At 71.4% G+C, this 25,252-nt stretch carries 18 protein-coding genes; 4 read left to right on the top strand and 14 right to left on the bottom strand.

Translation table 11 applies throughout. The annotated features are described in order from the left end of the window. Positions 1–546 (top strand): PP2C family protein-serine/threonine phosphatase (locus ACFYRX_RS26950; protein ID WP_389104624.1); only part of this gene is annotated, 546 nt, incomplete at its 5' end. Between the two features lie 17 nt (positions 547–563). Here the strand turns inward: ACFYRX_RS26950 and ACFYRX_RS26945 are convergent. The 11 genes from ACFYRX_RS26945 to ACFYRX_RS26895 form a co-directional block, all read right to left on the bottom strand. Continuing rightward, positions 564–3,476 carry an AAA family ATPase gene (locus ACFYRX_RS26945; RefSeq protein WP_389104621.1) on the bottom strand — a complete coding sequence of 971 codons (2,913 nt, stop codon included), beginning with the start codon at positions 3,474–3,476 and terminating at the stop codon, positions 564–566. A 235-nt stretch (positions 3,477–3,711) separates the two neighbouring features. Continuing rightward, positions 3,712–4,452 carry a gamma-glutamyl-gamma-aminobutyrate hydrolase family protein gene (locus ACFYRX_RS26940; protein WP_389104618.1) on the bottom strand — a complete coding sequence of 247 codons (741 nt, stop codon included), beginning with the start codon at positions 4,450–4,452 and terminating at the stop codon, positions 3,712–3,714. After that, the gene (locus ACFYRX_RS26935) at positions 4,449–5,939 is read right to left on the bottom strand and encodes an aldehyde dehydrogenase (RefSeq protein ID WP_389104616.1); all 1,491 of its coding nucleotides are present in this window, start codon (positions 5,937–5,939) and stop codon (positions 4,449–4,451) included. Before ACFYRX_RS26935 ends, ACFYRX_RS26940 begins: the two co-directional genes overlap by 4 nt. Positions 5,940–6,025: 86 nt before the next feature. Continuing rightward, positions 6,026–7,543 (bottom strand): APC family permease, encoded by a 1,518-nt coding sequence (locus ACFYRX_RS26930; protein WP_389104613.1) that lies wholly within the window; start codon positions 7,541–7,543, stop codon positions 6,026–6,028. A gap of 200 nt (positions 7,544–7,743) precedes the next feature. Continuing rightward, positions 7,744–8,418 carry a TetR/AcrR family transcriptional regulator gene (locus ACFYRX_RS26925; RefSeq protein ID WP_389104611.1) on the bottom strand — a complete coding sequence of 225 codons (675 nt, stop codon included), beginning with the start codon at positions 8,416–8,418 and terminating at the stop codon, positions 7,744–7,746. A gap of 321 nt (positions 8,419–8,739) precedes the next feature. Further along, positions 8,740–9,585, bottom strand: coding sequence for a fumarylacetoacetate hydrolase family protein (locus ACFYRX_RS26920; RefSeq protein ID WP_389104608.1), 846 nt, complete (start codon positions 9,583–9,585; stop codon positions 8,740–8,742). 11 nt (positions 9,586–9,596) lie between these two features. Further along, positions 9,597–10,523 carry a 3,4-dihydroxyphenylacetate 2,3-dioxygenase gene (locus ACFYRX_RS26915; RefSeq protein ID WP_389104605.1) on the bottom strand — a complete coding sequence of 309 codons (927 nt, stop codon included), beginning with the start codon at positions 10,521–10,523 and terminating at the stop codon, positions 9,597–9,599. Beyond that, positions 10,516–11,979 (bottom strand): aldehyde dehydrogenase, encoded by a 1,464-nt coding sequence (locus ACFYRX_RS26910; RefSeq protein ID WP_389104602.1) that lies wholly within the window; start codon positions 11,977–11,979, stop codon positions 10,516–10,518. The genes ACFYRX_RS26915 and ACFYRX_RS26910 overlap by 8 nt, the downstream gene beginning before the upstream one ends. 34 nt (positions 11,980–12,013) lie before the next feature. Next, positions 12,014–12,820: an acetoacetate decarboxylase family protein gene (locus ACFYRX_RS26905; RefSeq protein ID WP_389104599.1), complete on the bottom strand. Its 807-nt coding sequence runs from the start codon at positions 12,818–12,820 to the stop codon at positions 12,014–12,016. Further along, positions 12,817–14,022 (bottom strand): NAD(P)/FAD-dependent oxidoreductase, encoded by a 1,206-nt coding sequence (locus tag ACFYRX_RS26900; protein ID WP_389104596.1) that lies wholly within the window; start codon positions 14,020–14,022, stop codon positions 12,817–12,819. Before ACFYRX_RS26900 ends, ACFYRX_RS26905 begins: the two co-directional genes overlap by 4 nt. A gap of 1 nt (position 14,023) precedes the next feature. Next, the gene (locus tag ACFYRX_RS26895) at positions 14,024–14,212 is read right to left on the bottom strand and encodes a ferredoxin (protein WP_389104594.1); all 189 of its coding nucleotides are present in this window, start codon (positions 14,210–14,212) and stop codon (positions 14,024–14,026) included. Between the two features lie 262 nt (positions 14,213–14,474). On the opposite strand from ACFYRX_RS26895, the gene ACFYRX_RS26890 reads away from it, so the two are divergent. After that, positions 14,475–15,839: a glutamine synthetase family protein gene (locus tag ACFYRX_RS26890; RefSeq protein WP_389104592.1), complete on the top strand. Its 1,365-nt coding sequence runs from the start codon at positions 14,475–14,477 to the stop codon at positions 15,837–15,839. An 11-nt stretch (positions 15,840–15,850) separates the two neighbouring features. Then, a complete protein-coding gene (locus tag ACFYRX_RS26885) occupies positions 15,851–17,128 on the top strand; it encodes a cytochrome P450 (protein WP_389104588.1) in 1,278 nt (425 codons plus the stop codon). Positions 17,129–17,165: 37 nt separating this feature from the next. On the opposite strand, the gene ACFYRX_RS26880 is transcribed toward ACFYRX_RS26885, so the two are convergent. Beyond that, positions 17,166–18,197: a LacI family DNA-binding transcriptional regulator gene (locus ACFYRX_RS26880; protein ID WP_389104586.1), complete on the bottom strand. Its 1,032-nt coding sequence runs from the start codon at positions 18,195–18,197 to the stop codon at positions 17,166–17,168. A 402-nt stretch (positions 18,198–18,599) separates the two neighbouring features. Between ACFYRX_RS26880 and ACFYRX_RS26875 the strand changes: the two genes are divergently transcribed. After that, entirely contained in the window at positions 18,600–22,208 is a 3,609-nt protein-coding gene (locus ACFYRX_RS26875; protein WP_389104659.1) for a LamG-like jellyroll fold domain-containing protein, read from the top strand. Positions 22,209–22,255: 47 nt separating this feature from the next. On the opposite strand, the gene ACFYRX_RS26870 is transcribed toward ACFYRX_RS26875, so the two are convergent. Both ACFYRX_RS26870 and ACFYRX_RS26865 read right to left on the bottom strand, forming a co-directional pair. Then, the gene (locus ACFYRX_RS26870; RefSeq protein WP_389104583.1) at positions 22,256–23,332 is read right to left on the bottom strand and encodes a LacI family DNA-binding transcriptional regulator; all 1,077 of its coding nucleotides are present in this window, start codon (positions 23,330–23,332) and stop codon (positions 22,256–22,258) included. 110 nt (positions 23,333–23,442) lie between these two features. Further along, positions 23,443–25,050, bottom strand: coding sequence for a purple acid phosphatase family protein (locus tag ACFYRX_RS26865; protein WP_389104580.1), 1,608 nt, complete (start codon positions 25,048–25,050; stop codon positions 23,443–23,445). Between the last annotated feature and the right edge of the window lie 202 nt (positions 25,051–25,252).

The raw sequence follows: 25,252 nt of genomic DNA, 5'->3' as shown, positions 1-25,252 counted from the left end.
GACTCCGCACTGCTGGCCACCTTGCTGGTCGGCGCCCTCAGACAGGCCCGCCGCAGCGGCTGCGACGCCCTCAGACAGGCCCACCACGCCCACCACGCCCTGCTCGGCCACAGCCGCGGCCTGGCCACCGGACAACTGCTCTGCATCGACCTCGACACCGGCCTGTGCGAACTGGTCAACGCCGGCCACCCCTGGCCACTCCTGCTACGCGAAGGCACCGTCCAAGAGGTCAAGCTCGCCGTCAACCTGCCCTTCGGCGTCGCCGCACCCTCCGCCTACCAGCTCCAGAAACTGCCCCTGCACCCCGGCGACCGGCTGATCCTGCTCACCGACGGCATGCAGGAACGCGGCGCCGCCGACGCCGACCTGAACCAGGTCATCCACGACACCCGCACCCTGCACCCCCGAGAAGCCGTCCGCGCCCTGACCACCGCCGTCCTCGACGCCTGCCACGGCACCCTCAAGGACGACGCCACCGTCCTCATCCTGGACTGGCACGGCGACCACCCCCGGCCCACCCACGCACCGCCACACCCACAGCCCTGACGCGGTCGGCCGAGCGGTCAGACGCCGTTGGCCGCCAGACCACTGCGCGTCATGAGCACGGCCAGGGCCGAGCGGGACGGCAGCGACGCCTTGCGGTAGACGGACGACAGGTGTGTTTCGACCGTGCGCGGGCTGAGGTGGAGCCGGGTGGCGATGGCCTGGTTGCTCAGGCCCTCCGCCACGAGCCCGGCGATGTCGAGTTCACGTGGCGTCAGATCGGCCAGTTCCGCCGGCAGCTCCGCCGTGTCCGCCGTGACCTGGGGGCGGATCAGTTCGGCCAGATCCAGCAGCAGACGGGCCCGGCCGTCGGCGGCGATGCGGTGGGCCCGCTGCCACATCGCGGCGGCCTGCCGTCTGTGTCCGCCGCGTCTGACGAGGGGAGCGGCGCGGAGAAGGCAGTACGCCTCCCACAGGGTCTGACCGCAGCGGGCGTATTCCTGTGTGGCCGCGTCGAGGAGACGTACGGCCTTGTCGGCGTCGCCGCGGTGTTCGGCCAGGGTCGCCTCGGCCCGCAGTGCGCCGGCGCGCTGGCCGGCCAGGCCCAGCCGTTTCGCCTCGCGGGCCGCCTGCGCGGCCCAGCGCCCCGCTCTGGCCGGATCGCCCGTGGCGAGGGCGGTGCTGACCAGCGTGTCGAGTTGGCCCGGGCGGATGGACGGCTGCAGCAGCGGCAGTTCGGGGCCTCCGCCGGCGGTGATGATGGCTTGCTGGGCCCGGTACGGGTCGCCGTTCACCAGAGCCGTGTGTCCGAGCATGCACCAGGCCAGGGCGGCCCACCAGCCCGTGCTGCCGGTCAACGCCGCGACGGCCTCCTCACCGGTGGCCAGCGCACTCCCGTCGCCCAGTGGGCGGCCGATGAGGAGCACCAGTGTCTTGATGGCGAGCGTGAACCCGAGCAGGTCGCCGCTGCCCGCGGCACGGGCGATGGCCTCGGCCTCCTCGGCCGCCTCCAGCGCGGCGGGCAGCCGGCAGGTGTGCAGGCACAGGAAGGCCCGGTTCGTCAGCAGGTGGGGCAGGACATGGAGTTGGCCGCTGCGGCGGGCGATCTCCAGGCCGCGGGTGATGTGCCGTTCCGCCTCGGCGTATCGCTCCAGCAGGGCTTCCGCCCAGGCCAGCCAGACCAGTGACTCGCACAGCTCGGTGAGGTCGGGGTCGGTCAGCGCGTCGGTGAGGGCGCGGGCGGCGTCGGCGAACCCGGTGGCGGACGCCATGTGCCCCTCGTACGCCTCGCCGAGCGCGGCGAGGGCCTTGGCCGCCGCCTCTCCGGGGGCGTTGCCGTCGGCACGGGCGACGGTGAGGGCCTGGGCGACGTCCGCACGGGCCCCGGGGTAGGACGCGGTCAGCAGGGCGGACATGCCCAAGGCGAGTCTGAGGGAGACGTCCTGCCCTGGGGGCGGGCCCGGTGTGCGGGACAGCTCTTGGCGCAGCAGAGCTGTCGCCTCCGGTGAGTGACCGAGGTGACGTTCCATCACGGCACACTGCGCGATGGCCTCTGCCCGCAGTTCGGGGTGGCTCTTGCCCGCTCCCTCGATCAGGTGGTGGAGCAGGTCGCGGCTCTCACTCAGCGCTCCGCTGACACCGAGCGCGCGGGCGCGGGCCAGGGTCAGTTCACCGCGCCGCCGGGTGTGATCGGGTGTGCTGGGCAGGTGTCTGAGGACGACGTCCAGCAGGTGGGCGGTGGTCGCCGGCGCGGTGGACGCGAGCTGTTCGGCCGCCTCGCTGAGTACGGCGGCGGCCTCCGGGTCCCAGCCGGTGAGCGAGCGTTCGACGTGGTGGGCGCGTTCGGCGGCCGGCGCACCCTGGTGGTCCAGCGTTCGGGCCGCGCGGCGGTGGAGGTCCGCGCGCCGTACGGGCGAGGTGTTCTCGTAGACCAGTGCCCGCACGAGTGGGTGCCGCAGCGCCCAGCGGTCGCCGGGCCCCGGACGCAGGATGTCGCGCGCGGCGAGGACGTCGGTGTGCTCCTCCACGGCGAGGGCCGGTGTGCCGGTCACCATGGTCACCATGCCGGTCGTGGCCTGGTCGCCGAGTACGGCGACCGCTTCGACGAGACGGCGCTGTGGCAGCGTCAGTCCGGTCAGCTCGTCGAGCAGCAGTGCGGCCAGGCCGCTGGGGACGCCTGCCAGGTCGGTGATGCCTTCGGGGGTGTCGAGGCCGCGCAGCGGGGCCCCGCTGCGATACGCGTGCAACAGGGCGTGCAGATAGAGGGGGTTGCCCTCGCTGGCGGCATACAGCTGTCCGGCCCGGGCCGGGGGGAGGTCGCCGGCCAGCGCCTGGACGGACTCCCGTTCGGCGAGGGGTTCCAGGGGCAGGTGGAGTACGGCGCCCGTGTCGATGCCGCGGGTGAGCGCCGCGGTCAGCGAGGTCGGCGTCTGCCGGGCCCGGCGCGCCACGATCAGCAGCACCCGGCCGCGCGGAGGATGGCGGACCAGATGGTCCACGAGTTCGTGGGAGGCGGGGTCCGCCCAGTGCAGGTCGTCGAGGGCCAGCACGACTCCGGGGTCGCCCAGGCGTGCGAGGAGTGCCGCGATCGCGCGCCGCGGACCGAAGCGGGCCGCGGCACCGCCGTCGGGCGCGCTCCCGTTCCGCTGCGAGGCCGTCCCCGGCTCGGCGGCGAGGGTGACGGTGGCCTCGGTCTCGGCGTCGGTGAGCGCGTCGGTGAACACCTGGAACGGCACGTGCTGTTCGTACTCCGTGGCCCGTCCCCGCAGTACCGTGAATCCGGCACGGCGTGCGCGTGCGCACGCTTCGGTGAGCAGGCGGCTCTTGCCGATACCGGGTTCCCCGGAGATGTCGACGGCCGACACCGCCCCGGCCTGCCCCAGGCCCGCGAGTACGGCGTCGAACCGGTCGAGCTCCAAGGCCCTGCCGACCAGTTGTTCCACGTGCGCGCCCCTCACCGGTCCTCCGCCCCCACCGAAGTCGATCACACTCATTACGTCACCTTACGGGCGGGCACTGACACGTGATCGCGCGAGCTCGGCGAACGCTGTGGTCACCGTCCGGTCCGGGCGAGGCTCGGCGAGGGCCACAGCGGCAGGACGCGATGTTCCCCTGGGCGTCGAGGAAGGCGACGCGAGGGGTCCCGGGTGCGGCGGGCACCGGCTCAGCCCAGCCGTCAGCGGCAGCGGCAGCGGCAGCGGCAGCGGCAAGGTGGGCTCCCGCCGACCGTTACCGCTCGTACGGCGCCTCGGTCCCCGGCCGGTGTCTGTCGCGGGCCGCCCGGACGAGGGCGTCGAACAGGCCCTGCTGGGCGGGGTCTTCGTGTGCGGTGTCCTCGGGATGCCACTGGACGGCCGTGAACCACCCGGGCAGGCCCGGCAGTTCGAGGCCCTCCACGGTGCCGTCGGCGGCCCGTGCGGTGGCCGTGAGGCCGGATCCCAGGCGGTCCACGCGCTGGTGGTGGTAGCAGGAGACGTCCAATTTCTGGGCGCCGGTGGCCTGTTCCAGCAGTGTGCCCCGCTCGATCTCCACCGGGTGTACGAGATGCCGGTGTTCGCGCTCCGGGCCGCCCATGTCCTGTTCCAGGGTGCCGCCGAGGGCGACGTCGACGACCTGCAGGCCGCGGCAGATCGCCAGCAGGGGCAGGCCCGAATCCAGTGCGGCGCGGGCGACTTCGAGGTCGAAGGCGTCCTGGAGGTCGTCGACGTCGTACACGTCGGCATGGACCTCCTGCGCGCCGTAGCGGTGCGGGGCGAGGTCGCCGCCGCCGGGGAGCAGGACGCCGTCGAAGCGGGCGAGGCGGGCCGGGACGTCCGTGGTGGAGGGGTGGATGCCTGCGGGTTCGCCGCCCGCCCGCCAGACGGCCTCGATCAGGGCGCGGGCGTTGACCTCGGCGGCGTACCGGAGTGCGGACGCCGTGGCGGAGAAGCGGGCGGGGACGGCGATCAGCGGGCGCGGGGTCGTCGTCACAGCTGGATCCAGGTCGTCTTGAGCTCGGTGTACTTCTCCAGGGCGTGCACGGACTTGTCGCGCCCGTTGCCGGACTGCTTCATGCCGCCGAAGGGGACGGTGAGGTCGCCCTCCTCGTAGCAGTTGACCCAGACCGTGCCGGCCTTGAGGGCGCGGGAGACCTTGTGGGCGGTGGAGAGGTCGGAGGTCCACAGGGCGGCGGCGAGGCCGTACTCGGTCGCGTTGGCCAGCCGTACCGCCTCGTCGAGGTCGTCGAAGGCGAGCACGGACAGGACGGGGCCGAAGATCTCCTCACGGGCCAGCCGCATGCCGGGTGCGACATGGTCGAAGACGGTCGGCCGCAGAAAGCTGCCGCCGGTCCCGGTCAGCGTCCGCTCGCCGCCGGCGCGCAGCCGGGCCCCTTCGTCGAGGCCGGTGGCGATGTGGTCCTGGACGCGCGCCAAGTGGCTCTCGCCGACCAGGGCGCCCATCTCGGTCGCCGGGTCGAGGGGGTCACCGACCAGCAGTTCACGGGCCCGGGCGACGACGGCGTCGGTGACCTGTTCGGCGACGGAGGTGTGCACGAGGAGTCGGGAGGGGGCTGTGCACATCTCGCCCTGGTTGAAGAAGATGCCCCAGGCGGCGGTGGCCGCGGCCTGCTCCAGGTCGGGGGCGTCGGGAAGGATGATGTTGGGTGACTTGCCGCCGAGTTCCAGCCAGACGCGCTTGAGGTTGGAGTCCGCGGAGTAGTGCAGGAAGTGACGGCCGACGGCGGTGGAGCCGGTGAAGGCGAGGACGTCGACGCCGGGGTGGAGTCCGAGGGCCCTTCCGGCCACGGGCCCGTTGCCGCTCACGACGTTGAGCACTCCCGGCGGCAGGCCGGCCTCGGTGGCGAGACGGCCGAGCAGCAGCGCCGACAGCGGGGAGTTCTCCGACGGCTTCAGTACGACGGTGCAGCCGGCCGCCAGTGCGGGGGCCACCTTCCAACCGGCGAGCGTCAGGGGGAAGTTCCAGGGCACGACGGCTCCGACGACACCGGCGGGTTCCCGGGTGACCAGAGCGAGCGCGTCGGGGGCGGTGTGCGGGGACTCGTCGGTGAGCTTGTCGGCGAGCTGGCCGTACCAGCGGAAGGTGCCGATGATGGCGCGCAGTTCGATGTCGTAGGCGTCGGTGATGGGTTTGCCCATCTCCAGGCTCACCGTCAACGCGAGTTCCCCGCGCCGCTCTTCGAGCAGGTCGGCGATGCGCAGCAGCAGCCTGCCGCGCTCGGCGGGGGCGAGGCGCGGCCACGGGCCCGAGTCGAAGGCCCTCCGGGCGGCGGTGACGGCTGCGTCCACCTCCGCCGTGCCGCCGTCGGCGACGTCGGTCAGCACCTGGCCGTCACGGGGCGAGACGAGTGCGAAGAGGGCTCCCCCGCCGGGTTCGTCGGCACCGTCGATGTGATGGGCGCCGGACAGGCCCAGGGACTTGGCGCGGCGCAGCCACTCCTCGTGAGTGACATCCGGCATGGAAGGCCTCCAATTTTATTTGAGATCAAACAAGATGGTCCGAGGTGTGGCCCGGCACCCGCCCGGGCCACACCCGTCGGCGGGCGTCAACTGCCCTTCGTCGCGGCCCCCTTGGCCACCGCGCCCTTCGTCGCCGCACCCTTGGTCGCCGCGCCCTTGGTCGCCGCACTCTTGGTCACACGTGCGACCACGAGACCGAGGACGAGGACCGCGGGGACGGTGAGCTGGAGCCAGATCGCGGTGGTCCGGTCGCCGCCGATGAGGGTCGTGAAGTTCTCGACGATGAGCCAGAGGGCACCGGCGATACCCAGCGCTCCCAGCACGGGGGCGATCAGCGTGTTCCACGGGCGGGTGTCGGCGCCCGTACGCCGGAAGAAGACGACCACGGAGACCGAGGTCAGGAAGTACAGCAGCATGATCGCCAGCACCGCGACACCGCTGAACCAGGAGAACAGGGTGAGCACCGGGTCCTTGCCGAGGACCGCGAAGGGCACCACCAGCAGCACCGCCACACCGGTCTGCACGATGCCGGCCGCCCAGGGCGAGTGCCGGCGGTTGAGGGCGGTGAGCGCGTGCGGGAGGAGCCGTTCGCGGCCGAGGGAGAACAGGTAGCGGTTGGCGGAGTTGTGGAAGGCGAGGATGCCGGCGAAGAGGGAGGTGGCCAGCAGGATCGGCAGGACGTCGTCGGCCCAGCCGCCGAACCGGTCGGCGATCGGCGCGAAGACGAAGGCGGTGGCGTCACCGCTCTCCAGGGCCTTGCCCGCCTCGGCGGAGACCTGGGAGGCGCCGTGCGCGGAGACCAGCATCCACGAGGTGAAGGCGAAGAAGCCGGTGACCACCGCGACGGACAGGTAGGTGGCTCGCGGGACGGTCTTGCGGGGTTCGCGGGCCTCCTCGCCGTAGATGGCGGTGGCCTCGAAGCCGAACATCGACGCGATGGCGAACATGAGCGCGACGCCCGGAGCGCCCTGGAGCGCGGCGGACGGGGAGAAGCTGTCCGTGAAGCCCAGCCCCTCGGGTCCGCCGCCCTCGAAGAGGGTCACGAGAGCGAAGACGATGAGGATGCTGAACTCCGCCAGCACGAAGACGGCGAGGATCCTGGCACCCATCTCGATGCCCGAGGCGCCGAGGACCTGGACGACGGCCATCGTGACCAGGGTCCAGACCCACCACGCCACGTGGGTCCCGGTGTAGTGCTCGACCAGGCCGCTCACCGTGGCGCCGTAGATGCCGTACATGGCGGCCTGGATCGCGCAGTAGGCGAAGAGGGCCACACCCGCGCTGCCGGTGCCCGCCGGGCGGCCGAGGCCCTTGCCGATGTACGTGTAGAAGGCGCCCGCGTCCACGACATGGCGGCCCATGGCGACGAACCCGACGGAGAACAACAGCACGACGGCGCCGGCCACGAGGTACGCGGCGGGGGTGCCCGCGCCGTTGCCGATGGCGACGGCGATGGGGACGGCGCCGGCGATGCCGGTCAGCGGGGCCTGGGCGGAAAGGACGAAGAAGAGGATGCCCAGGACGCCGAGCGAGTTCGGCTTGAGCCTGCCTGCCGCGGATGGATCGGAAGCGGCCTCCGTACTGACCGCTGTCTTGCTGTCCACTCGAATCACCTGCCGGGAGCGGGAAGGGGCGGGAAGTTGTTTCGAGCCAAACGAGTTGCCTCATGGTGGGTCGGAACTATCCGTTTGGCAAGGGGTGCACCGGGGATTCCCGCCGGGCAGCCTCGCTCAGGGCAGGCGGTCATGACGCGACGAAGCCCCGGACATCGCGCCCGGGACTCCTGTTCGCGCTGGTCAGCGAGTCATGCGCCCGGGTCGGGCGGGCCACTGCCATCGGTGGCGGTGGCGGTGGCGTCAGTGGCTGCGGCTGTGGCTGTGGCTGTGGCGTCGAGCAGCCTCAGCAGGGTGCGCAGTTCCTCGATGGCGGCGTCGGTGACCTCGGGTTCCCCGAGGACGAGCTGGTGCAGGACCAGACCGTCCAGCGCGGCGAAGACCAGCCGGGCCAGCGCCCGGTCGGCACCGGCGGGCAGCATACGGTTCAGCTCGCGCCGGGTGGCGTCGAAGTACTCGTCGTACAGGGCCCTGATCTGCGGGAGCAGCTCCGGCCTGCGGCGCGATTCGAGCAGCAGCTCGTACTGGAACGCCTGGACGTCCGGATCCGCCGTGACCATCTCGGACACACCCGAGGAGAAGTCGGCGACGCTGCCGGTGCCGGGTTCCAGCGCACTGGTGTTCAGCGAGGTGCGGATGGTGTGGGCGAGGGTCGCCTCGATCAGGGCGTCCCGTGAACCGAAATGGTGGACCACCAGCCCGTGGGTGACCCCCGCCTCCTCCGCGACCGCCCGGTAGGTGAGCCGACGCAGCCCGCCCCGGGCCACCACCCGCACCGCGGCGTTCAGCAGGGCCTCGCGCCCCTCGCCGTAGTGCACACGCTTGCGCGACCGTCGGCTCTCGGGGGCGCCCGCGGATTCGGTCATGTCGGCGACATTACCTGGCCAGGGTCACGACAGGGCCCGTCGGCCGACCGCCGCGACGGTCCGCGCGACGGTCGAACGGGCCTGTTCCGAGGACCGAGTTCGGGGGCACCGGAACCGACGGGCGGGGGCCGTGGGCCGCGTCGGCCGAGTCGCCTCTTCGAAGCCCTGCCCGAGCAAGCCGTGCCCGAGCAAGCCGTCGGCCACCGCGAACTGCCGACCTCCCGTGCGCAGGCACCGGCCGTCCCGCTCGAAGCGACTCCCGCCCGGGTCCCCCGGAACGGGCCCGGCACCAGGAGACCCCGCCGGCCGCGGACGGGAGTGTCAGCGCCTGGGCGCGCGGATGCCACGGAACTCCCAGTCGCCGCCCAGCGCGGTGGACAGCACCTCCTCGGACTCGGTGGGCTGGGCGCCGACGTCGGTGCGAATGGCGGTGGGGCCGGTGACGATGTGGTTGGTGAGGCGGCCCAGGCCCTCGACCTCGACCTCGACGACGTCACCGGGCTGTACGGGGCGGGAGTTGGCGGGGGTTCCGGAGAGCAGCACGTCACCGGGGTACAGGGTGATGGTGCGGGCGATGTCGGCGACGAGGTAGTGCATGTCCCACTTCATCTCGTCGGTCGAACCGTCCTGCACGACCTGCCCGTTGACGTACGTGCGCAGGCTCCTGCCGTGGAAGTCCCAGTCGGTGACGAGCCCCGGTCCGAGCGGGCACAGGGTGTCGGAACCCTTCACGCGGAGCATGGAACCGGCGTCGGTGTCGCGGAAGTCGTGCAGTCCGTAGTCGTTGGCGATCGTGTAGCCGGCGATGAACTCCCCCGCCTCGGCGGGGGAGATGTTCCGCGCGGTCCTCCCGATGACGATGCCCACCTCGCCCTCGTAGTTGAGCCACTTACAGCCCTCGGGGCGGACGACCGCGCCCTGGTGGGAGTTGAGCGCGGAGGTCGGTTTGTGGAAGTAGGTCGGGGTGTCCGGGAGGTCGATCCGGAACTCGTCGACGCGGCTGCGGTGGTTGAGGTGGACGGCGATCACCTTGGACGGCACCACCGGGGGCAGGTGCCGGGCCTCGTCGGTCTTGACGCGACGGCCGTCACCGGCGACCAACTCGTCGCCGTCGACGGTGACCTGGACGGCCGCGCCGTCCAGCAGGATGCGGCGGTATTCGGGCATGGCAGGGGCTCCTAGCTACGGCTGTGGGCGGTGCGCGGAGTGGACGGGCCGGTGCCGGTCCAGCCGTCGGCCGGGCGGTCGAACCACAGATGGACCTGGCCGGTGCCGACGGAGTTCTCGTACTCGCCGTACTGGCGGGCCGCGGCGGTGCAGGCGCGTTCGCCGAGGGCGCCGGCCATCATCAGGTAGTGGAAGAACTTCGCCTCGGGCCTGACGTTCCAGAACGCGTCCATGGTGTCCAGGACCCGGTCGTGACGGCCCTCCTTGAACCAGGCGATCCGCTCGAGGTCGGCTTCGCGGGCCTCGGGGGTACGGATGTGCACGGGGTCGCTCGCCTCGTGGTCGCGCAGCTCGCGCAGCGGCCAGAAGGTGTGCGAGAGGGCGCCGGAGGCGATGAGCAGGACGCGGCGGCCGGGAGTTGCGGCGATGCCGTCGGCGAGGGCCCGCCCGAGGCGCAGGTGGTCCTCCATGTCCCCGGTCTGGCAGACACCGATGGTCACCCACCGTTTGTCGGGCAGCCCCTCCCCCAGGAACTTCCAGAGGTTGACGGTGGCGTAGTAGATCGGCAGGTACTCGTCCTCGATCGCGGTGATCCAGGTGCCGTGCTTGTCCGCGAACTTCTCGATGTTGAAGGCGAGTTCGGGATCTCCGGGGAAGTCGTACGGCATCCGGCACATCCCGCGCGGCAGTTCCTCGGAGGTGAAGAGGCCGGCCCTGCGCTGCTGGGCGGCGATCACGAACTCCACGGTGGTGGCCCAGTGCGAGTCGAGGACGACGACGGTGTCGTAGTCGTCGGAGTCGAAGACGTCACGACGCAGCTCCCGCAGCCCGGTGACGAGGGTGATCTCCTTGCCGCCGTTGAGCTCCAGGCGCTCCACCTCGGGGAGCACGATGGTGGGGACGTGTGCGAGGAGTCCCGCCCCGACGATCTCACCCATGGTTCTGCCATCCGTTCGGCGCGGTGACGGTGTTCTTGAGGTCGCAGTAGAAGTCGAAGCTCCAGGTGCCGCCCTCGCGTCCGACGCCCGACAGCCGCGAGCCGCCGAAGGGGGCCCGCAGATCGCGGACGAAGAAGCAGTTGACCCAGACCGTCCCCGCGACGAGCCGTGCGGTGACGCGCTCCGCCCGCTCCCGGTCACTCGTCGCGACGGTGGCGGCGAGTCCGAAGCGGGTGTCGTCGGCGAGCCGTACGGCCTCGTCCTCGCCGGTGAAGGTCTGCAGGGTCAGGACCGGCCCGAAGACCTCCTCCTGCACGATCTCCGAGTCCTGGGCGACATCGGTGAGCAGGGTCGGCGCGTAGTACTGGCCCTCCCCCGGGTGTCCGCCGATGACCGCGCGGGCTCCCGCCGCGAGCGCCCGCCGCACGAAGCCGTCGATCTTCTCCAGCTGGCGGGGGTGGATGGTGGGGCCGATGTCGGTGGCCTCGTCGCGGGGGTCCCCCTGCTGCAAAGCCCCGGCCTTCTCGACGAACCGTCGGGTGAACTCCTCGGCGACGGACTCCTCGACGAGGAGGCGGGTCGCGGCCAGGCACACCTGCCCGGCGTTGTCGTACTGCTCCACCGCGAGGTCGACCGCCAGGTCGAGGTCGGCGTCCGCGAACACCAACAGCGCTGACTTGCCGCCGAGTTCGAGGCTCAGCGGCGTGAGGTTGGCGGCGGCCGAGGCGGCGATCCGCCGGGCTGTGGGCACCGAGCCGGTGAAGCTGATCCGGCGTACGTCCGGGTGCGAGGTCAGGGCGTCGCCGATCTCGGCGCCGTAGCCCTGGACGACGTTCAGGACGCCGGCGGGCAGTCCGGCCTCGGTGGCGATGTCGGCGAGGAGGGAGGCGGTGAGGGGGGACCACTCGGCGGGCTTGAGGACCACGGTGTTCCCGGCCGCGAGGGCCGGGGCGACCTTCCAGGTGGACAGCATCAACGGGGCGTTCCACGGCGTGATCAGCACGCTGGGGCCGGCCGGGTCCCAGGAGACGTGGTTGGTGTGGCCGCGGGTCTCGAAGTCCTCGTGGTCCAGCGTCAGCAACCAGTCGGCGACGAAACGGAAGTTGTGGGCCACGCGCGGCATGACGCCCCGGCGGTGCGAGCGCAACAGCGCCCCGTTGTCGGTGGTCTCGACGATCGCGAGCTCTTCGATCCGCTTCTCGACGCCGTCGGCGATGGCGTGCAGGAGGCGGGCTCGCTCGGCGCGGGAGGTGGCGGCCCAGCCGGGGAAGGCGGCTTTCGCTGCGGCCACGGCGGCCAGGGCCTCGGTGGGGCCGCCGCGGGCTATCTCGCCGAGGGCGTTGCCGTCGATGGGCGAGAAGTCGGTGAAGGTGTCGGCGGAGGCGACGCGCTCGCCGCCGATCCAGTGCCGGGTGTCGACGGCGACCCCGGCCACCTCGAGGGTGTGTTCGGTCATGTCGGGTCTCCAAGTGCTGCGCGGTGTACGGGGGTTACTCGGCTCCGGAGGTTCCGGACTCCAGCAGGCGACCGCCGTCCCAGACGACGCCGACCTGCCGGTAGTACGCGGCGATCGGCTCGCGGATCTCCAGTCGGGCCAGCTCCTCGGTCGGCGCCTCGAACAGCTCCAACTCGGCCTCGCCGACCCACGGTTGTCCGCCCTCGAAGGCGGCGGCGCCGGTCTCGACCAGCTCGTCGAGCGCGAGGCCCTTGCCCTTCTCGATGGAGGGCAGCCACCGGTGATGGGCCATGGGATGGGCGTTGACGAACCCGTTGCCCGGGGACGGCTCCCGCAGGGTCACCACGGCCTGCGCCAGCCGCCGGTCCGCGGCGGCGAGCGTCGCGCCGAAGCGGGCGCCTGCCTCGATGCGCGGGGCGGGTCCGTGCGGGTGCGGGCGGGTCTGGTGGATGGACCCGAGCTTCTTCGGATAGCCCTGGTGCAGCCCCCGCGCGATCGCGAAGTCCTTGTCGACCCAGATGTACACGCACCGCGAGTACATCTCACCCCGGTACGTGCACCGGACGACCGCGAAGGCCTCCTTGTACTGGGCCAGCACGGGGTCGAGCAGTTCCTGGCCCGATGCCGAGCAGGACTGCCAGTCGGCCCAGATCAGGGCGACGGCACCCGGGTCCTCGTCGGCCAACTCCAGTGGCTCGGGGAGCAGTTCACGCACCCGGGAGGGGTCCGTGCGGTACTCGACGGTGAGCAGGTCGCCGGAGTAGCGCCAGGGCGGTGAGGGGATCAGCGACGAGGCGCCGGTCGCCGTCTTGGGGTGGAGGTAACCACGGACAGCGGTCATGACGGGGTTCCTTGGGCGGTGAGGGCGGGCTGTTTCAGCAGTTGGGCGCGGTAGCGGGCGGCGGCGGTCGCGGCTGCGCGGGAGCCGAGTGCCACGACGCCGACGAGGCGGCCGCCGGTGTGGTGGCCGACCAGGACGTCGCCGTCCGGGTCGCCGTCCAGGATCCGTACGTCGTCCTTGCCGAGCACCGGGGCGCCGAAGGACTGCAGCCGGAAGTCGTGCTGGTCGCTCCAGAAGGTGGGCAGCGGGGCGAAGGACGGGGAATCGATGCCGAGGAGGGTCTTCGCGGCGTGTTTGGCGGTGTCCGCGGGGACGGACCAGTGCTCGACCCGGCGGGGCACGCCGTCGTAGCGGGCGTTGGGGAAACGGGCCACGTCACCGACCGCGACCACGTCCGGCCGTCCCCCGACCCGCAGCCGCCCGTCCGTGAGCACGCCGTCGGCGAGATCGAGCCCGTTTCCCTCCAGCCACTCGACGTTGGCGACGGAGCCGACCGCCTCCACCACCACGTCGGCGGGCAGCACGGTGCCGTCGCTCAGGACGACTCCGGTCACGCGCTCGTCGCCCTCGAACCCGGCGACGCCGGCGCCGAGCGCGAAACGCACCCCGCGTTCCCGGTGCCGCTCGAGCAGCGCCCGGCCGAGCAGCTCGCCCAGCGGGCCGACCATCGGCAACGGCAGCGGGTCGACGACGGTCACCTCGCGGACCCCGAGTCCTACGGCGGTGGCGGCGACCTCGCAGCCGATGAACCCGGCGCCGACCACGACCACGCGGGCGCCCGGCCGGGTCAGTTCGGCCCGCAGTGCCCGGGCGTCGTCGATCGTGCGGACCGTGTGTCGGCCCGCCTGCGGGCCCGGGCAGCGCAGGCGGCGGGGGCGCATGCCGGTGGCGACGACGAGACCGTCGTACGCGAGGTGCGAGCCGTCGTCGAGCGAGACGGTCCTCTCGTCGAGGCGGGCCGCGACGGCCTTCGTGCCGAGCCGCCACTCGACGTCGGCCGCGGCCGCCCTGGGGGTGAAGGCGAGCGACGCGAAGGGGGCCTTGCCCGCGAGGACCTCCTTGGACAGCGGAGGCCGGTTGTACGGCATGTGCGGCTCGTCGCCGATGACCGTGATCGGGCCGCTCCAGCCCGCGGCGCGCAGGTGCTCGGCCGCGCGAAGGCCGCCCATGGAGGCGCCCGCGACGACGATGCCGGCGCCCATGTCAGTCCTCGATCCGGATCGCCTGGAGGGGGCAGACGTCCGAGGCCTCCTCGACCTCCTCGCGCAGCGATCGGTCCGGGTCGGCGACGTAGAGCAGATGTCCGCCGTCGTCCATCGAGAAGACATCGGGGGCCGCGAAGACGCACTGGCCGTGGTCCTGGCACTTGTTCATGTCGACGACGACCTTCATGGCCGGTCCTCCTGGGGGAGCGGGAGCGAAGGGGCGAAGTGGGGCCCGGCCGCCCACGGCCGGGCCCCGGCCAAAGGGGTGCGGAGACCACATCCCCAACTCGTTTGGCTTCAAACAAGGTAGACAGGCGCCACTCCCTGGTCAATACCTATCCAGCTGGATAAATTAAGCGGACCCACCTCTTGCGGGAGAGCGTTCCCCTCCCTAACGTTCGGGTTCAAATGAATTCCCGAGGCTGCTCCAGCCACCCAAGGAGGCATCGGTGAGCGCTCACGACACGCCGGACATCCGCCGACACATCGAGCGGCTCACCGCCGACGGCATCGACGTGGTCCGGGTGATCTATCCCGACCTCATCGGCACGGACCGGGCCCGGGACGTCCTGGTGGACCACCTGCCCTCGGCCTGCGAGCACGGTCTGGCCTTCTGCCGGGCCGTCTACCACACCTCCCCGCAGGGTGACGTGGTCCCGGTCGCGGGCGGTCTCGACGCGGGACTGCCCGACGTGTGCGTACGTCCCGACCTGTCGACCCTCGCCGCCCTGCCCTGGGAACCCGGGGTCGCCGTCTGTCTGGGCGAGGTCACCGACCCGGCGACGACGGCTCCGGTCGCCGAGTCGCCGCGCGACCTGCTGCGCGCCGTTCTCGCCCGGTGCGCGACTCAAGGACTGCACCCCGTCGTGGGCCCCGAGCTGGAGTACTTCCTGCTGGAACCCTCACCGGGGGCCCCGACCGGCTGGCGCCGCGCCCCGGAGGTGCCCGGCGCCGTCTACACGGCCGGACTGCGCGCGGATCCCGGCAACCACCTGCTGCGCACGCTGCGGTTGCTGCGCGACCTGGGCCTCGGCGTGGTCACCGGGAACCACGAGTTCGACGGCGGTCAGTACGAGATCAACCTGACCCACTCCGAGGCCCTGGACGCCGCCGACCGCGCCTTCCGCTTCAAGGCCGCCGTGAAGGAACTGGCCCGCAAGGAGGGCAACCTGGCCACCTTCATGGCCAAGCCCTTCGGCGACGCGGGCGGCTCCGGCTTCCATCTCCACCTCTCCATGCAGTCACCCCAGGACGAGGGCGCCGGCAACGCCTTCGACGACCCGGCCGGCGCCCACGGCCTGTCGGCCACCGCCCGGCACGCCGTCGCCGGGATCCTGGCCCACGCCCCCGCGCTCGCCGCTCTCGCCAACCCGACGGTCAACTCGTACAAACGCTTCGGCCCCGACACCCTCGCGCCCTGGCTAATCGACTGGGGCCTCGACAACCGCAGCGCCATGGTGCGCATTCCGCCCGAGCGCGGCTCCGGGGCCCGTCTGGAACTGCGGCTCGGCGACGCGAGCGCCAACCCGTATCTGATCGTCGCCGGGACCCTCGCCGCCGCCCTGCTCGGCGTCCAGGCCGGCGAGGAACCGCCGGCGCCGCTGGAGGGCTACGGCTACGACACCGCGCGCTCCGCGGTCCTGCCCATGGACCTGCCCGCCGCGCTCGACGCGCTGGAGGCCGACACCGAACTGGCCGAACTGCTCGGCAAGGGCTTCACCACCTCCTACCTCTCCTACAAGCGCAACGAGGTCGAACGCTTCCAACGGCACGTCACCGACTGGGAGTTCACCGAGTACGCATACCACCTGTGAAGGGCTCCCCGATGACGACGACAGCCCCCGCCACCGAGCCGATGCCCCTCGCGGACGTCGACCTCGCGAACCTCGACAACTTCACCGACGGCGTCACCCCGTGGCGGATGTTCCACACCCTGCGCCACGAGGACCCGGTGCACTGGCAGCCCGAACAGGCGCCCAACTCCGGCTTCTGGGCGGTGACCCGGCACGCCGACATCGCGCGCGTCGACCGGGACGCGGAGACCTTCACCTCCACGAGATTCGTGAACCTGGAGGAGGTCGACGAGGACCAGATCAGGAAACGCGCCTCGATCCTGGAGCTGGACGGCGTCCGCCACCGCGCCCTGCGCAGCGTGATCCAGCGCCAGTTCGGCGCGGGGGTCATCAACAGCTACACCGACTTCCTGCGCGGCCTGACCGCCAGAACCCTGGACGCGGCCCTGGCCAAGGGGACCTTCGACTTCGTCAAGGAGGTCTCGGCGGACTTCCCCATCAACGTGCTGGCCCGTCTCCTCGACGTCCCTCCCGAGGACAACCAGCAGCTCATCGACTGGGGCAACCGCATCATCGGCAACACCGACCCCGACTACGCGGACGTGCTGCTGCACAGCGCGGAGAGCGAGAAGTACCGCGACCTGCCGTTCCGCTCACCCGCCTCCCTCGAAGTCTTCGAGTACGGGAGGGAGTTGGCCAGGCAGCGGCGCGGCGGGGACCGTACCGACCTGGTGTCCAGGCTGGTCAACACCACCCCGCGGGACGGCGTCCCGCTCTCCGCGCAGGACTTCGACAACTACTTCCTGCTGCTGGTCGTGGCCGGCAACGAGACCACCCGCCACACCATCACCCACTCCATGCTGGCCCTCCTCCAGCACCCCGAGCAACTGGCCCGCCTGAAGGACGACCCGTCCCTGATCCCCACGGCGGTCGAGGAGTTCCTGCGCTGGGCCTCCCCCGTCTACCACTTCCGGCGCACCGCGACCCGGGACGTCGAACTCGGCGGCAAGCGGATCAGGGAGGGCGACAAGGTCGTCATGTGGTACGCCTCCGGCAACCGCGACGAGGCGGTCTTCGGCAACCCCTACGACCTCGACGTGGCCCGGCAGCACAACGACCACGTCACCTTCGGCAAGGGCAGCCCGCACCTGTGCCTGGGCAACCTCCTGGCCCGCACCGAGATCCGGATCATGTTCGAGGAGCTGATCCCGCGCCTCGCCGGCATCCGGCTGACCGGTGAGGTGCCCAGGGTGCGCTCGAACTTCGTCAACGGCATCAAGAGGCTGCCGGTCGAGGTCTCCCTGGCGTGAGCGGTCTCACCGGCCGCTCCGAGGTTGTGAAGTGCGATCAGGCCGTCGGGGCGGCCCGAATGGGCACCGCGGGCCCGGTGCTGGCCCGTAGCGAGATCGGCGGGACGAGGAGATGGTGCCGGGGCGGCGCGTCGGGGTGGCCGAGCCTCTCCACCAGCAGTTCGACGGCGAGCCGGCCCATCTCGGCCGCCGGTACGCCCGCCGCGGTGACCTGCGGGGTCACCGTCTCCGCCCAGCGGTTGGCCACGATCCCGGTGACGGAGAAGTCCCGCGGGACATGGCGGCCCGCCTGGGCGAGGCCCCGGTGGAGGCCACCCAGTGCGGCCTCGTTCAGGGTGACCAGGGCCGTGGTGGCCGGGTCGTCGTGCAGGATCCGTTCCACACAGGTCTGACCCGAGGCGGCGTCGTCCCCGCAGCAGTACGTCCGGACCGTCAGTCCGCGCTCGGCCGCCGCCTTCGTGAAGCCCTCCAGGCCACGGTGTGCCGACTCGTACCCGGTCCTCAGGAGTTGCTCGGGCCGGTTGACGAAGGCGACCCGGCGGTGGCCGAGGTCCGCGAGATGGTGGACACAGGCCGCCGCCAGCGCGGTGTGGTCCAGGGCGACGTACCAGCCTTCCTCCGCACGGGCGGTACGGCCGATGGCCACGGAGGGGAAGCCGAGCGCGTCCAGGTGATCGACCCGGTCGTCCTCCAGCCTGATCTCCATCAGGATCGCGCCGTCCACCCGCCGCTCCCCCAGCAGACGCTGGAAGGAACGGTCGCTGTCGACACCGCTCGGGGAGAGCAGCACGTCGTAGTCGTGGGCCGCGGCGGCCTCCACCACACTGCCGATGAAGTCCAGCTGCATCCCGGTGTAGTGGCTGCCGGCCGGCGGGAAGACCAGGCCGAACGTGCTGGTCCTTCCGTTGGCCAGGGCGCGGGCACTGGCACTGGGCTGGTAGCCCAGTTCGTCGACGACCTGCTGGATCTTCCTGCGGGTGTCGTCCGACACCGGGCGCTTGCCGCTCAGCGCGTAGGACACGGTGCTACGCGAGACACCGGCCCGCCGGGCGATCTCACCGATGTTCACTGCGGCTCCTTGGGACGTGACGACCGATTGTCGAACCGGTTCGCGTGAAGTGAACGAAGAACGACCCGGACCCCCGCCGACACCCGGAACGTATCCCCCGACCCGGCATGGAGGGAAGGTGAAATCCCGTGTCGAGGGGATTGCTGGCCGGTTACTCCGATGCTAGCTTCGCCGAACCGGTTCGACACAACCCCCACACAGGCCACTCGCCCGTTCCCCTGCCACAGAGCCGCCACACCGGCCGTCCGACACGCGCCTTTCCCCTGACACGCGCTCGCTCCGCACCGGTTCCCGCCGGTGCGACGGCGGCTGAGGTGTGCCGACCGGAACCCGCAACTCGACGATGAGGACGCTTCCATGCCATCCGCTGACAGATCCCCGCGCCGCCGCGCCCCGGCCGCCATGGCGCTGGCCCTCGGCGCGGGCCTGCTGGCCGCACCCGCCGTCCCCGCACACGCGGCCGAGACGCCCGGGCCCGTCGCCCGCTACACCTTCGACCAGGACGACCTCGCCTCCGGGAAGATCACCGACAGTTCCGGCAACGGCCTGACGGCGAGCCTGGTGAACGGCTCCACCGCCCAGGCCGTGGCGGGCGCGGACGGCGGCAAGGCGCTGGCCCTGCCCGGCGGGGCCCCCACCTCGGACGGCGCCTATGTCCGCCTACCGCGCGAAGTGGTCGGCGACTCCAGCGACCTGACGGTCTCCGCCCGGGTGCGATGGGGCGACGACGCGTCGGCCTGGCAGCGGATCTTCGACCTGGGCACCGACACCTCCAAGTACCTCTTCACCACCCCGTCCAACGGCGGGGTCCTGCGCACGGCCGTGACCACCGGTGGAGGGGGCGCCGAGGCACAGGTCTCCGGGTACGCCCCGCTCCCGGCCGGCCAGTGGCGGACGGTCACCGTCACCCTCGACACGGCCGCCGGCCGGCTGACCACCTACCTCGACGGCGTGGCGGTCTCCTCCGCCGCGACCGGTATCAAGGCCAAGGACCTGCTGGACGGTTCGGCGACCGCCGCCGGCTACATAGGCAAGTCCCTGTACCCTGACCCGCTGCTCAAGGGCGCGATCGACGACTTCGCCGTGTGGCACGCGGCGCTCAGCGCCGAGCAGGTGGCCGGTCTGTCCGGACCCGTGCCGACCCTCCAGGCACTCTCGGCGACGTCCTTCGACGTCCGTACGACCGACGGAACCGCCCCGTCCCTCCCGGCCACCGTCCGCTCCTCCTTCTCCGACGGCTACGACCGCGACACCCCCATCGTCTGGGACGCCGTACCGCCCGAGAAGTACGCCGGGCCGGGGACCTTCACGGTGGCCGGGACTGCGGCCGGGCGCGCGGTGCAGGCCACCGTCACGGTGGTCCGCGAGGGCGCGCTCACCGTCGATCTCGGCTCGGACACCGGCGCGTTCCACGGCGGCGCCTCCGGCACCCTCTACGGCGTGTACGGACCGGACGTCCCCACCAACAACCTCATCGAGGGCATGGGCCTGCGCACGGTCTCCACCAAGGCCCAGGACGGTCCGCAGCATCCCGGTGCCGACGCGCTGGACGTGGTGAAGCCGCTGGCCGACTCCACCGACGGCGATGTGTACATCTACATGACCGACATCCACCGCGGCTTCCCGTACGAGTGGCCCGGCAGCACCCCGCAGGAGAAGCTCAAGCTCTACGAGGAGAAGATCGGCAAGCAGGTCGACCAGGTCCTGAAGCTGCCGAAGCAATACCAGGACAACATCGTCTTCGTGCCCTTCAACGAGCCCGAGGGCAACATGTTCGGCACCGGCGACTGGAGTTACGACAAGGTCAGCTGGCTGAACGACCCGGACGACTACTTCGCCGCCTGGGACTCCGCGTACAGGCTCATCAAGGGCAGGATGCCCGATGCCCGGATCGCCGGCCCCAACACCAGCGTCCTGTACGACCAGGTGAAGGGCTTCCTCACCCACACCCTGGCAGCGGGCACTCTGCCCGACGTCATCACCTGGCACGAGCTGAGCCACCCGGAGGCCGTGCGCGAGAGCGTCGCCAAGTACCGGGTGTGGGAGAAGGAGTTGTTCAAGGGCACCTCTCGCGAGGGCACCCAACTCCCCGTCAACATCAACGAGTACGCCTTCAACTACCACACCTCCGTGCCCGGCCAGATGATCCAGTGGGTCTCCGCGATCGAGGAGTCCAAGGTCGACGCGGACATCGCGTACTGGAACATCGACGGCAACCTCTCCGACTCCGCGGTGCAGTCCAACCGCGGCAACGGCCAGTGGTGGCTGCTCAATTCGTACGCCTCGATGAGCGGGCACACCGTGGCGGTGACCCCGCCGTTCCCCGGCCAGAACTACAGCATGCAGGGCGTGGCCACGCTCGACGCGAAGAAGAAGCAGGCCCGGCTGCTCTTCGGCGGCTCCACCGGAAAGGGCCACATCACCTTCGCGGACATCCCGAAGAAGGTCTTCGGGGGCCAAGTGCACGCATGGGTACGGGAGATCGAGTGGAGCGGACAGGTCGGCGACAACTCCGGCCCCAAGCTGCTGAGCGAGCAGAACCTGAAGGTCGCTCAGGACGGCACGGTCACCGTCGACTTCGGTGACGGCGCGCTGCCCGGGCTGAAGGAGTCCTCGGCGTACGAGATCGTCCTCAGCCCGGCCGGGAAGGCGAAGAGCACGCAGTCGCCGCCGGTGAGCTGGCAGGGGTCGTACGAGGCGGAGGACGCCGCGCACACGGGCTCGGGCTACTCCAAGAACGGCCCCGAGGGCTCCACTTCGGACGTGTCGAAGTTCTACACCTCCGGCGGCTACGACGTCGGCGGCCTGCGCACCGGTTCGGACGTCACGCTCGACTTCACGGTGGACGTGCCCAAGGACGGCACCTACGACCTGAGCGTCTTCGCCAACTCCCTCAACACCTTCGACAAGGTGAAGGAACAGGGACCCACCAACGTCTTCCTGCGCGTGGACGGCGCGGCCGACAGCGAGCGTCAGCTGTACCTGCCGCTCGGCTACAAGTGGGTGGTGTGGGACCACACCGACACCAAGGTGAAGCTCACCAAGGGCAAGCACACCCTGACGCTCGCCGCCAGGAGTCTCGACGGCAAGCGCGCCACGAAGGGTGACGCCATCGTCGACCGCCTCACTCTCACCCTTCCCACGGCTTCGGCCGGCACCCAGGTGTACGAGGGCGAACTGGCCTGGCTGAAGGGCGGAGCACAGGCCGTCTACAGCCTGCCGAAGAAGGCGGCCACCGGCTCGGGCGCGGCCCGGGTCGCCAAGGGCCAGACCGCCACGTTCTGGGTCTACTCCCCCGCCGACCGCGAGGCCACCCTGAACGTCGACGCCCTCGGGGGTGCCGGCGCGAGGCTCTCCGTCAACGAGCACGAGGTGCTGCGCCTGGCCGCGAAGGGCCGCAACAGTGTCGCGGTCTCCCTGTCCGGTGGCGTCAACAAGGTGACGGTGACGGGTGGTTCGGTACCCACGCTCGTCGACCGCCTCACGGTCACCCCGACCGAGGGCGCGCTCAAGACGCGTGTCTACGAGGCTCAGGACGCCGTACTCGCCGGCTCGGCCACGCTCACCCCGCTGTCCCTCGCCACCGACGGAACGGCGATCACCGGCGTCGGCGGTGACCCGGGCAACGGCAACACCGCCACGTTCACGGTCACCGCGGACAAGGCGGGCCTGTACGCGCTGCGCGTGCGCTACTCCAACCCCGAGCAGTCCGAAGCCACCCACTACAACCCGGACCCGCTGGCCCGCCACGCGGACATCAGCGTCAACGGCGGCGGGACCCAGCGCGTCGGCTTCCCGCACACCTTCCACCAGAACAACTTCTGGGAGCTGACCGTGCCGGTCACCCTGAAGAAGGGCCGGAACACCATCGCGTTCCGCTCCGAGGAACTGCCCAACTTCGACGGCACCACCTACGCCTCGGACACCTTCCCCGGCGTACTGCTCCGCTCCCGGTACGCACCGCTGATCGACCGGATCGCCGTGGCGCCGTACGCGCGGGAGGTGCGGTGAGGTGATGTCCACCGGCGGCGCCACGAGGCGCCGCCGGTGCCCGTTGCTCAGTCTGTGGTGGCCGGACGCCGTCCGCCCATCCGGGAACCCGGGTTCGGCGGAGGTGCCGTCGAGGCGCGTACGACGAGTTCGACCGGTGGCTCGCTCGCCGGTGCCGGCTCCGCGTCCGGCTTCTCGATGGCCTGCACCAGGAGCCGGAGCCCCTCGCGGGCCACGGCGTCGAACGGCTGACGCACGGTGGTCAGCGGCGGGGTGACGTACGCGGAGACGGGGGTGTCGTCGAACCCGACGACACTCACGTCCTCCGGCACCCGCAGGCCCGCTTCCAGCAGTGCGCGGACCAGGCCGATGGCCATGTCGTCGTTGGCGGCGAACACGGCGGTGACGTCACCGGCGGCAGCGAGTTCGTGACCGGCCGCGTAGCCGGACGAGGCCGACCAGTCGCCCTCGATGACGGACGGCTGCCTCCTGTCGCGTTCCGCGAGCGCCGCCCGCCAGCCCTGCAGACGGTCCCGGGCGGCGAACCACCTTTGCGGACCGGCCAGATGATGGACCGTCACATGCCCGAGGTCCAGCAGGTGTTCGGTGGCCACCCGTGCCAGCGACTCGGCGCCGACGCCCGCGGCCACGGCCCGCGGACCGCCGAAACCGGGCGGCGCCCCGAGCACCAGGACCGGGACGTCAGGGCTGAGCGACACCGATCCCTCGTCGATCGGTTCGGACACGACGATGCCGTCGACGCCCTGTTCGAGGAGCGACTCCACGGCCCCGGCGACACCCGCGGGATCGCCCTCCAGTGTGTTGACGACCCGGAGCGCGTACCCCGCGTCCCGGGCGGCCCGTTCGACGCCGATGAGCAGGGAGGCCGGTCCGTACAGGGCGGTGCCGAGCGTGACCACGCCGATCGAGCGGGTACGTCCCGAGGCCAGGGCCCGGGCCGCGCTGTTCAGCCGGTACCCGAGCGCCTCCGCGGCTTCGAGCACCCGCCCCCGCACATCGGCGGACACGTACCGCTCACCGTTGAAGACCCGGGAGACCGTCTTCTGCGAGACGCCGGCCCGCTGAGCCACATCCACGGCACGCGGCGCGCCAGGGCTACCGCCCTGTCCACCCACTGGCGTCATTGATGTCTCCCCTGTCCGACGGCTCGGATTTTAGCCGGAGCGGCCGGTCGGGGGCATGTCCGCCCTGGTTGTGCACCCTGGTTGTGCGCACGCGCATGCCGTGGCGGCCGCTACCGGGTGCGGCCGCCGTCGGAGCGGCGGCGGTGCAGCGTGAACTGTTCGAAGACCGACAGGTCGCCGCCCGGCTTGTTCACGTTGTAGTAGGTGACGTGCATACGGGTGGTGTCACCGGCGTGCCGGCCGGGGTCGACGGTGAAGGCGGCGAAGCCGTAGGGGTGGTCGAGGTCCCTGACTCCCGTCCACACCGCCTGCTCCTTGGTGTAGGTGGCGGTGCGCTTGCCGTTGGCGCCGGCGGTCGCCGACACCGAGGTGATCACCTTGGCGCTGCCGTCCTTGAAGAAGTTCTGGTTCGTGGTGCCCGAGACGCCTCCGCCGCCGAGGATCATGTGCACGGTGCCGAGGCCGGTGTCGATGGAGTCGGTGGCCTGGGAGGCCGGGTTCGGGGTCAGGGTCTCGCTGCCGGTGACGACTCCGCGGACGGCGAGCGAGCGCTCGTAGTTGTGTTCGTGACCGCAGAGCACCAGGTCCACGCCGTACCGGTCGAACAGGGGGCCGTACTTCTGGCGCAGCCCCAGGTCGGCGCCGTTGGCGTCCGAGGAACTGATCATGACCTGGTGCATGGCGACCACGACCCAGTCGACGTCACGGGAGGACCGTGCCGCCTTCAGTTCTCTTTCCAGGAACGCGAGTTGGCGGCCGCCCGAGTAGCCGCTGATGTAGACGTCGCCGCCGTCCTGGAGGCAGTTGTCGTCGTTCTGGAGCACGATCACCCGGACCGAGCCGACGGTGAACGCGTACCAGAGGCCGGCGAGTTCGGGGTCCGTCTCGGTGGACGGGAGGGCGAAGTAGGTCTGGTAGGCGCCGAGTCCGAGCGGGCCGTTGGCCTTCTCGATCTCGTGGTTTCCGGCCGCCGGCATCCAGGGGCGGAAGCGGGCCGAACGCGTGTTGTTGGTGAAGAAGTTGTTCCAGGCGCGCACCCGGTCGACGTCGAGGTTGGCGTAGCACAGGTCGCCGTTGAGCAGGTGGAACAGGGGGGCGACCTGCTCGACACCGGTGACGATGTCCTTGGTCGCGGGGGTGGAGTTCGCGTCCAGCGCCGGGGTGCCGTTGGCCGCCCAGGTGACCTGCGGGGCGGACTGGTCGCCGAAGCTGGTGAACGTGAACGGCTGCCGTCCGCGCGGTGCCGTGCGGAACGTACCGCTGTCGGGCGTGGCCCCCTCGTGCGTGGCGAGGTAGATGTACTCGGTACCGGGGCGCAGCCGTTCCAGGGCGGCGTGGTGGACGTACACGGTACGGCCGGACGTGCCGTCCACGTAGGTGACGGTCCGGCCCTCGGCGCTGGAGCCGAAGCCGTGTTCCAGGGTGCCGTAGCGCACCTGTGGCCTGGTCACCGGCCGGTCGGTGAGCCACGAGACCGTCATCTGGGTGCGCGGGTCCGCACCGAAGGTCAGGTGCAGTCCCTGGACCGGGGGCGCGCCCGAGGAGTCGGCGGTGAGATGCAGGGCCGGGGCGGCCTGTGCCGTACCCGCCGCGAGCAGCGGGGTGACGGCCGCTCCCGCCCCCGCGGTACCGAGCAGGCCGATCGCGTGGCGACGGCTGACCCCCTCGGAAGACTGCGCCGACTCGTCCGATGTACCCGGACCTGGCTGTGCGGTCATGGTGCCCTCCCTGGCTGACGACGACCGCACCCTGGCGCGCCTCGGCGGCAGCTGAGTGAACGGCGCGTTGACAGATGGTCATTGAGCCGCGTGCGGCGGTCCGCGAGGGCGAATCTTGTCTGCGCCTTTGCCGGAACCCGACGCGGTCATGACCGGGATCACGCCAACTCGCCGCCGCCCACGGGAGCCTCCCCCTGACCCA

The organism is Streptomyces sp. NPDC005374, from assembly GCF_042872225.1.
Taxonomy (GTDB): domain Bacteria; phylum Actinomycetota; class Actinomycetes; order Streptomycetales; family Streptomycetaceae; genus Streptomyces.
This window is presented reverse-complemented; position numbering and strand designations above follow the sequence as displayed.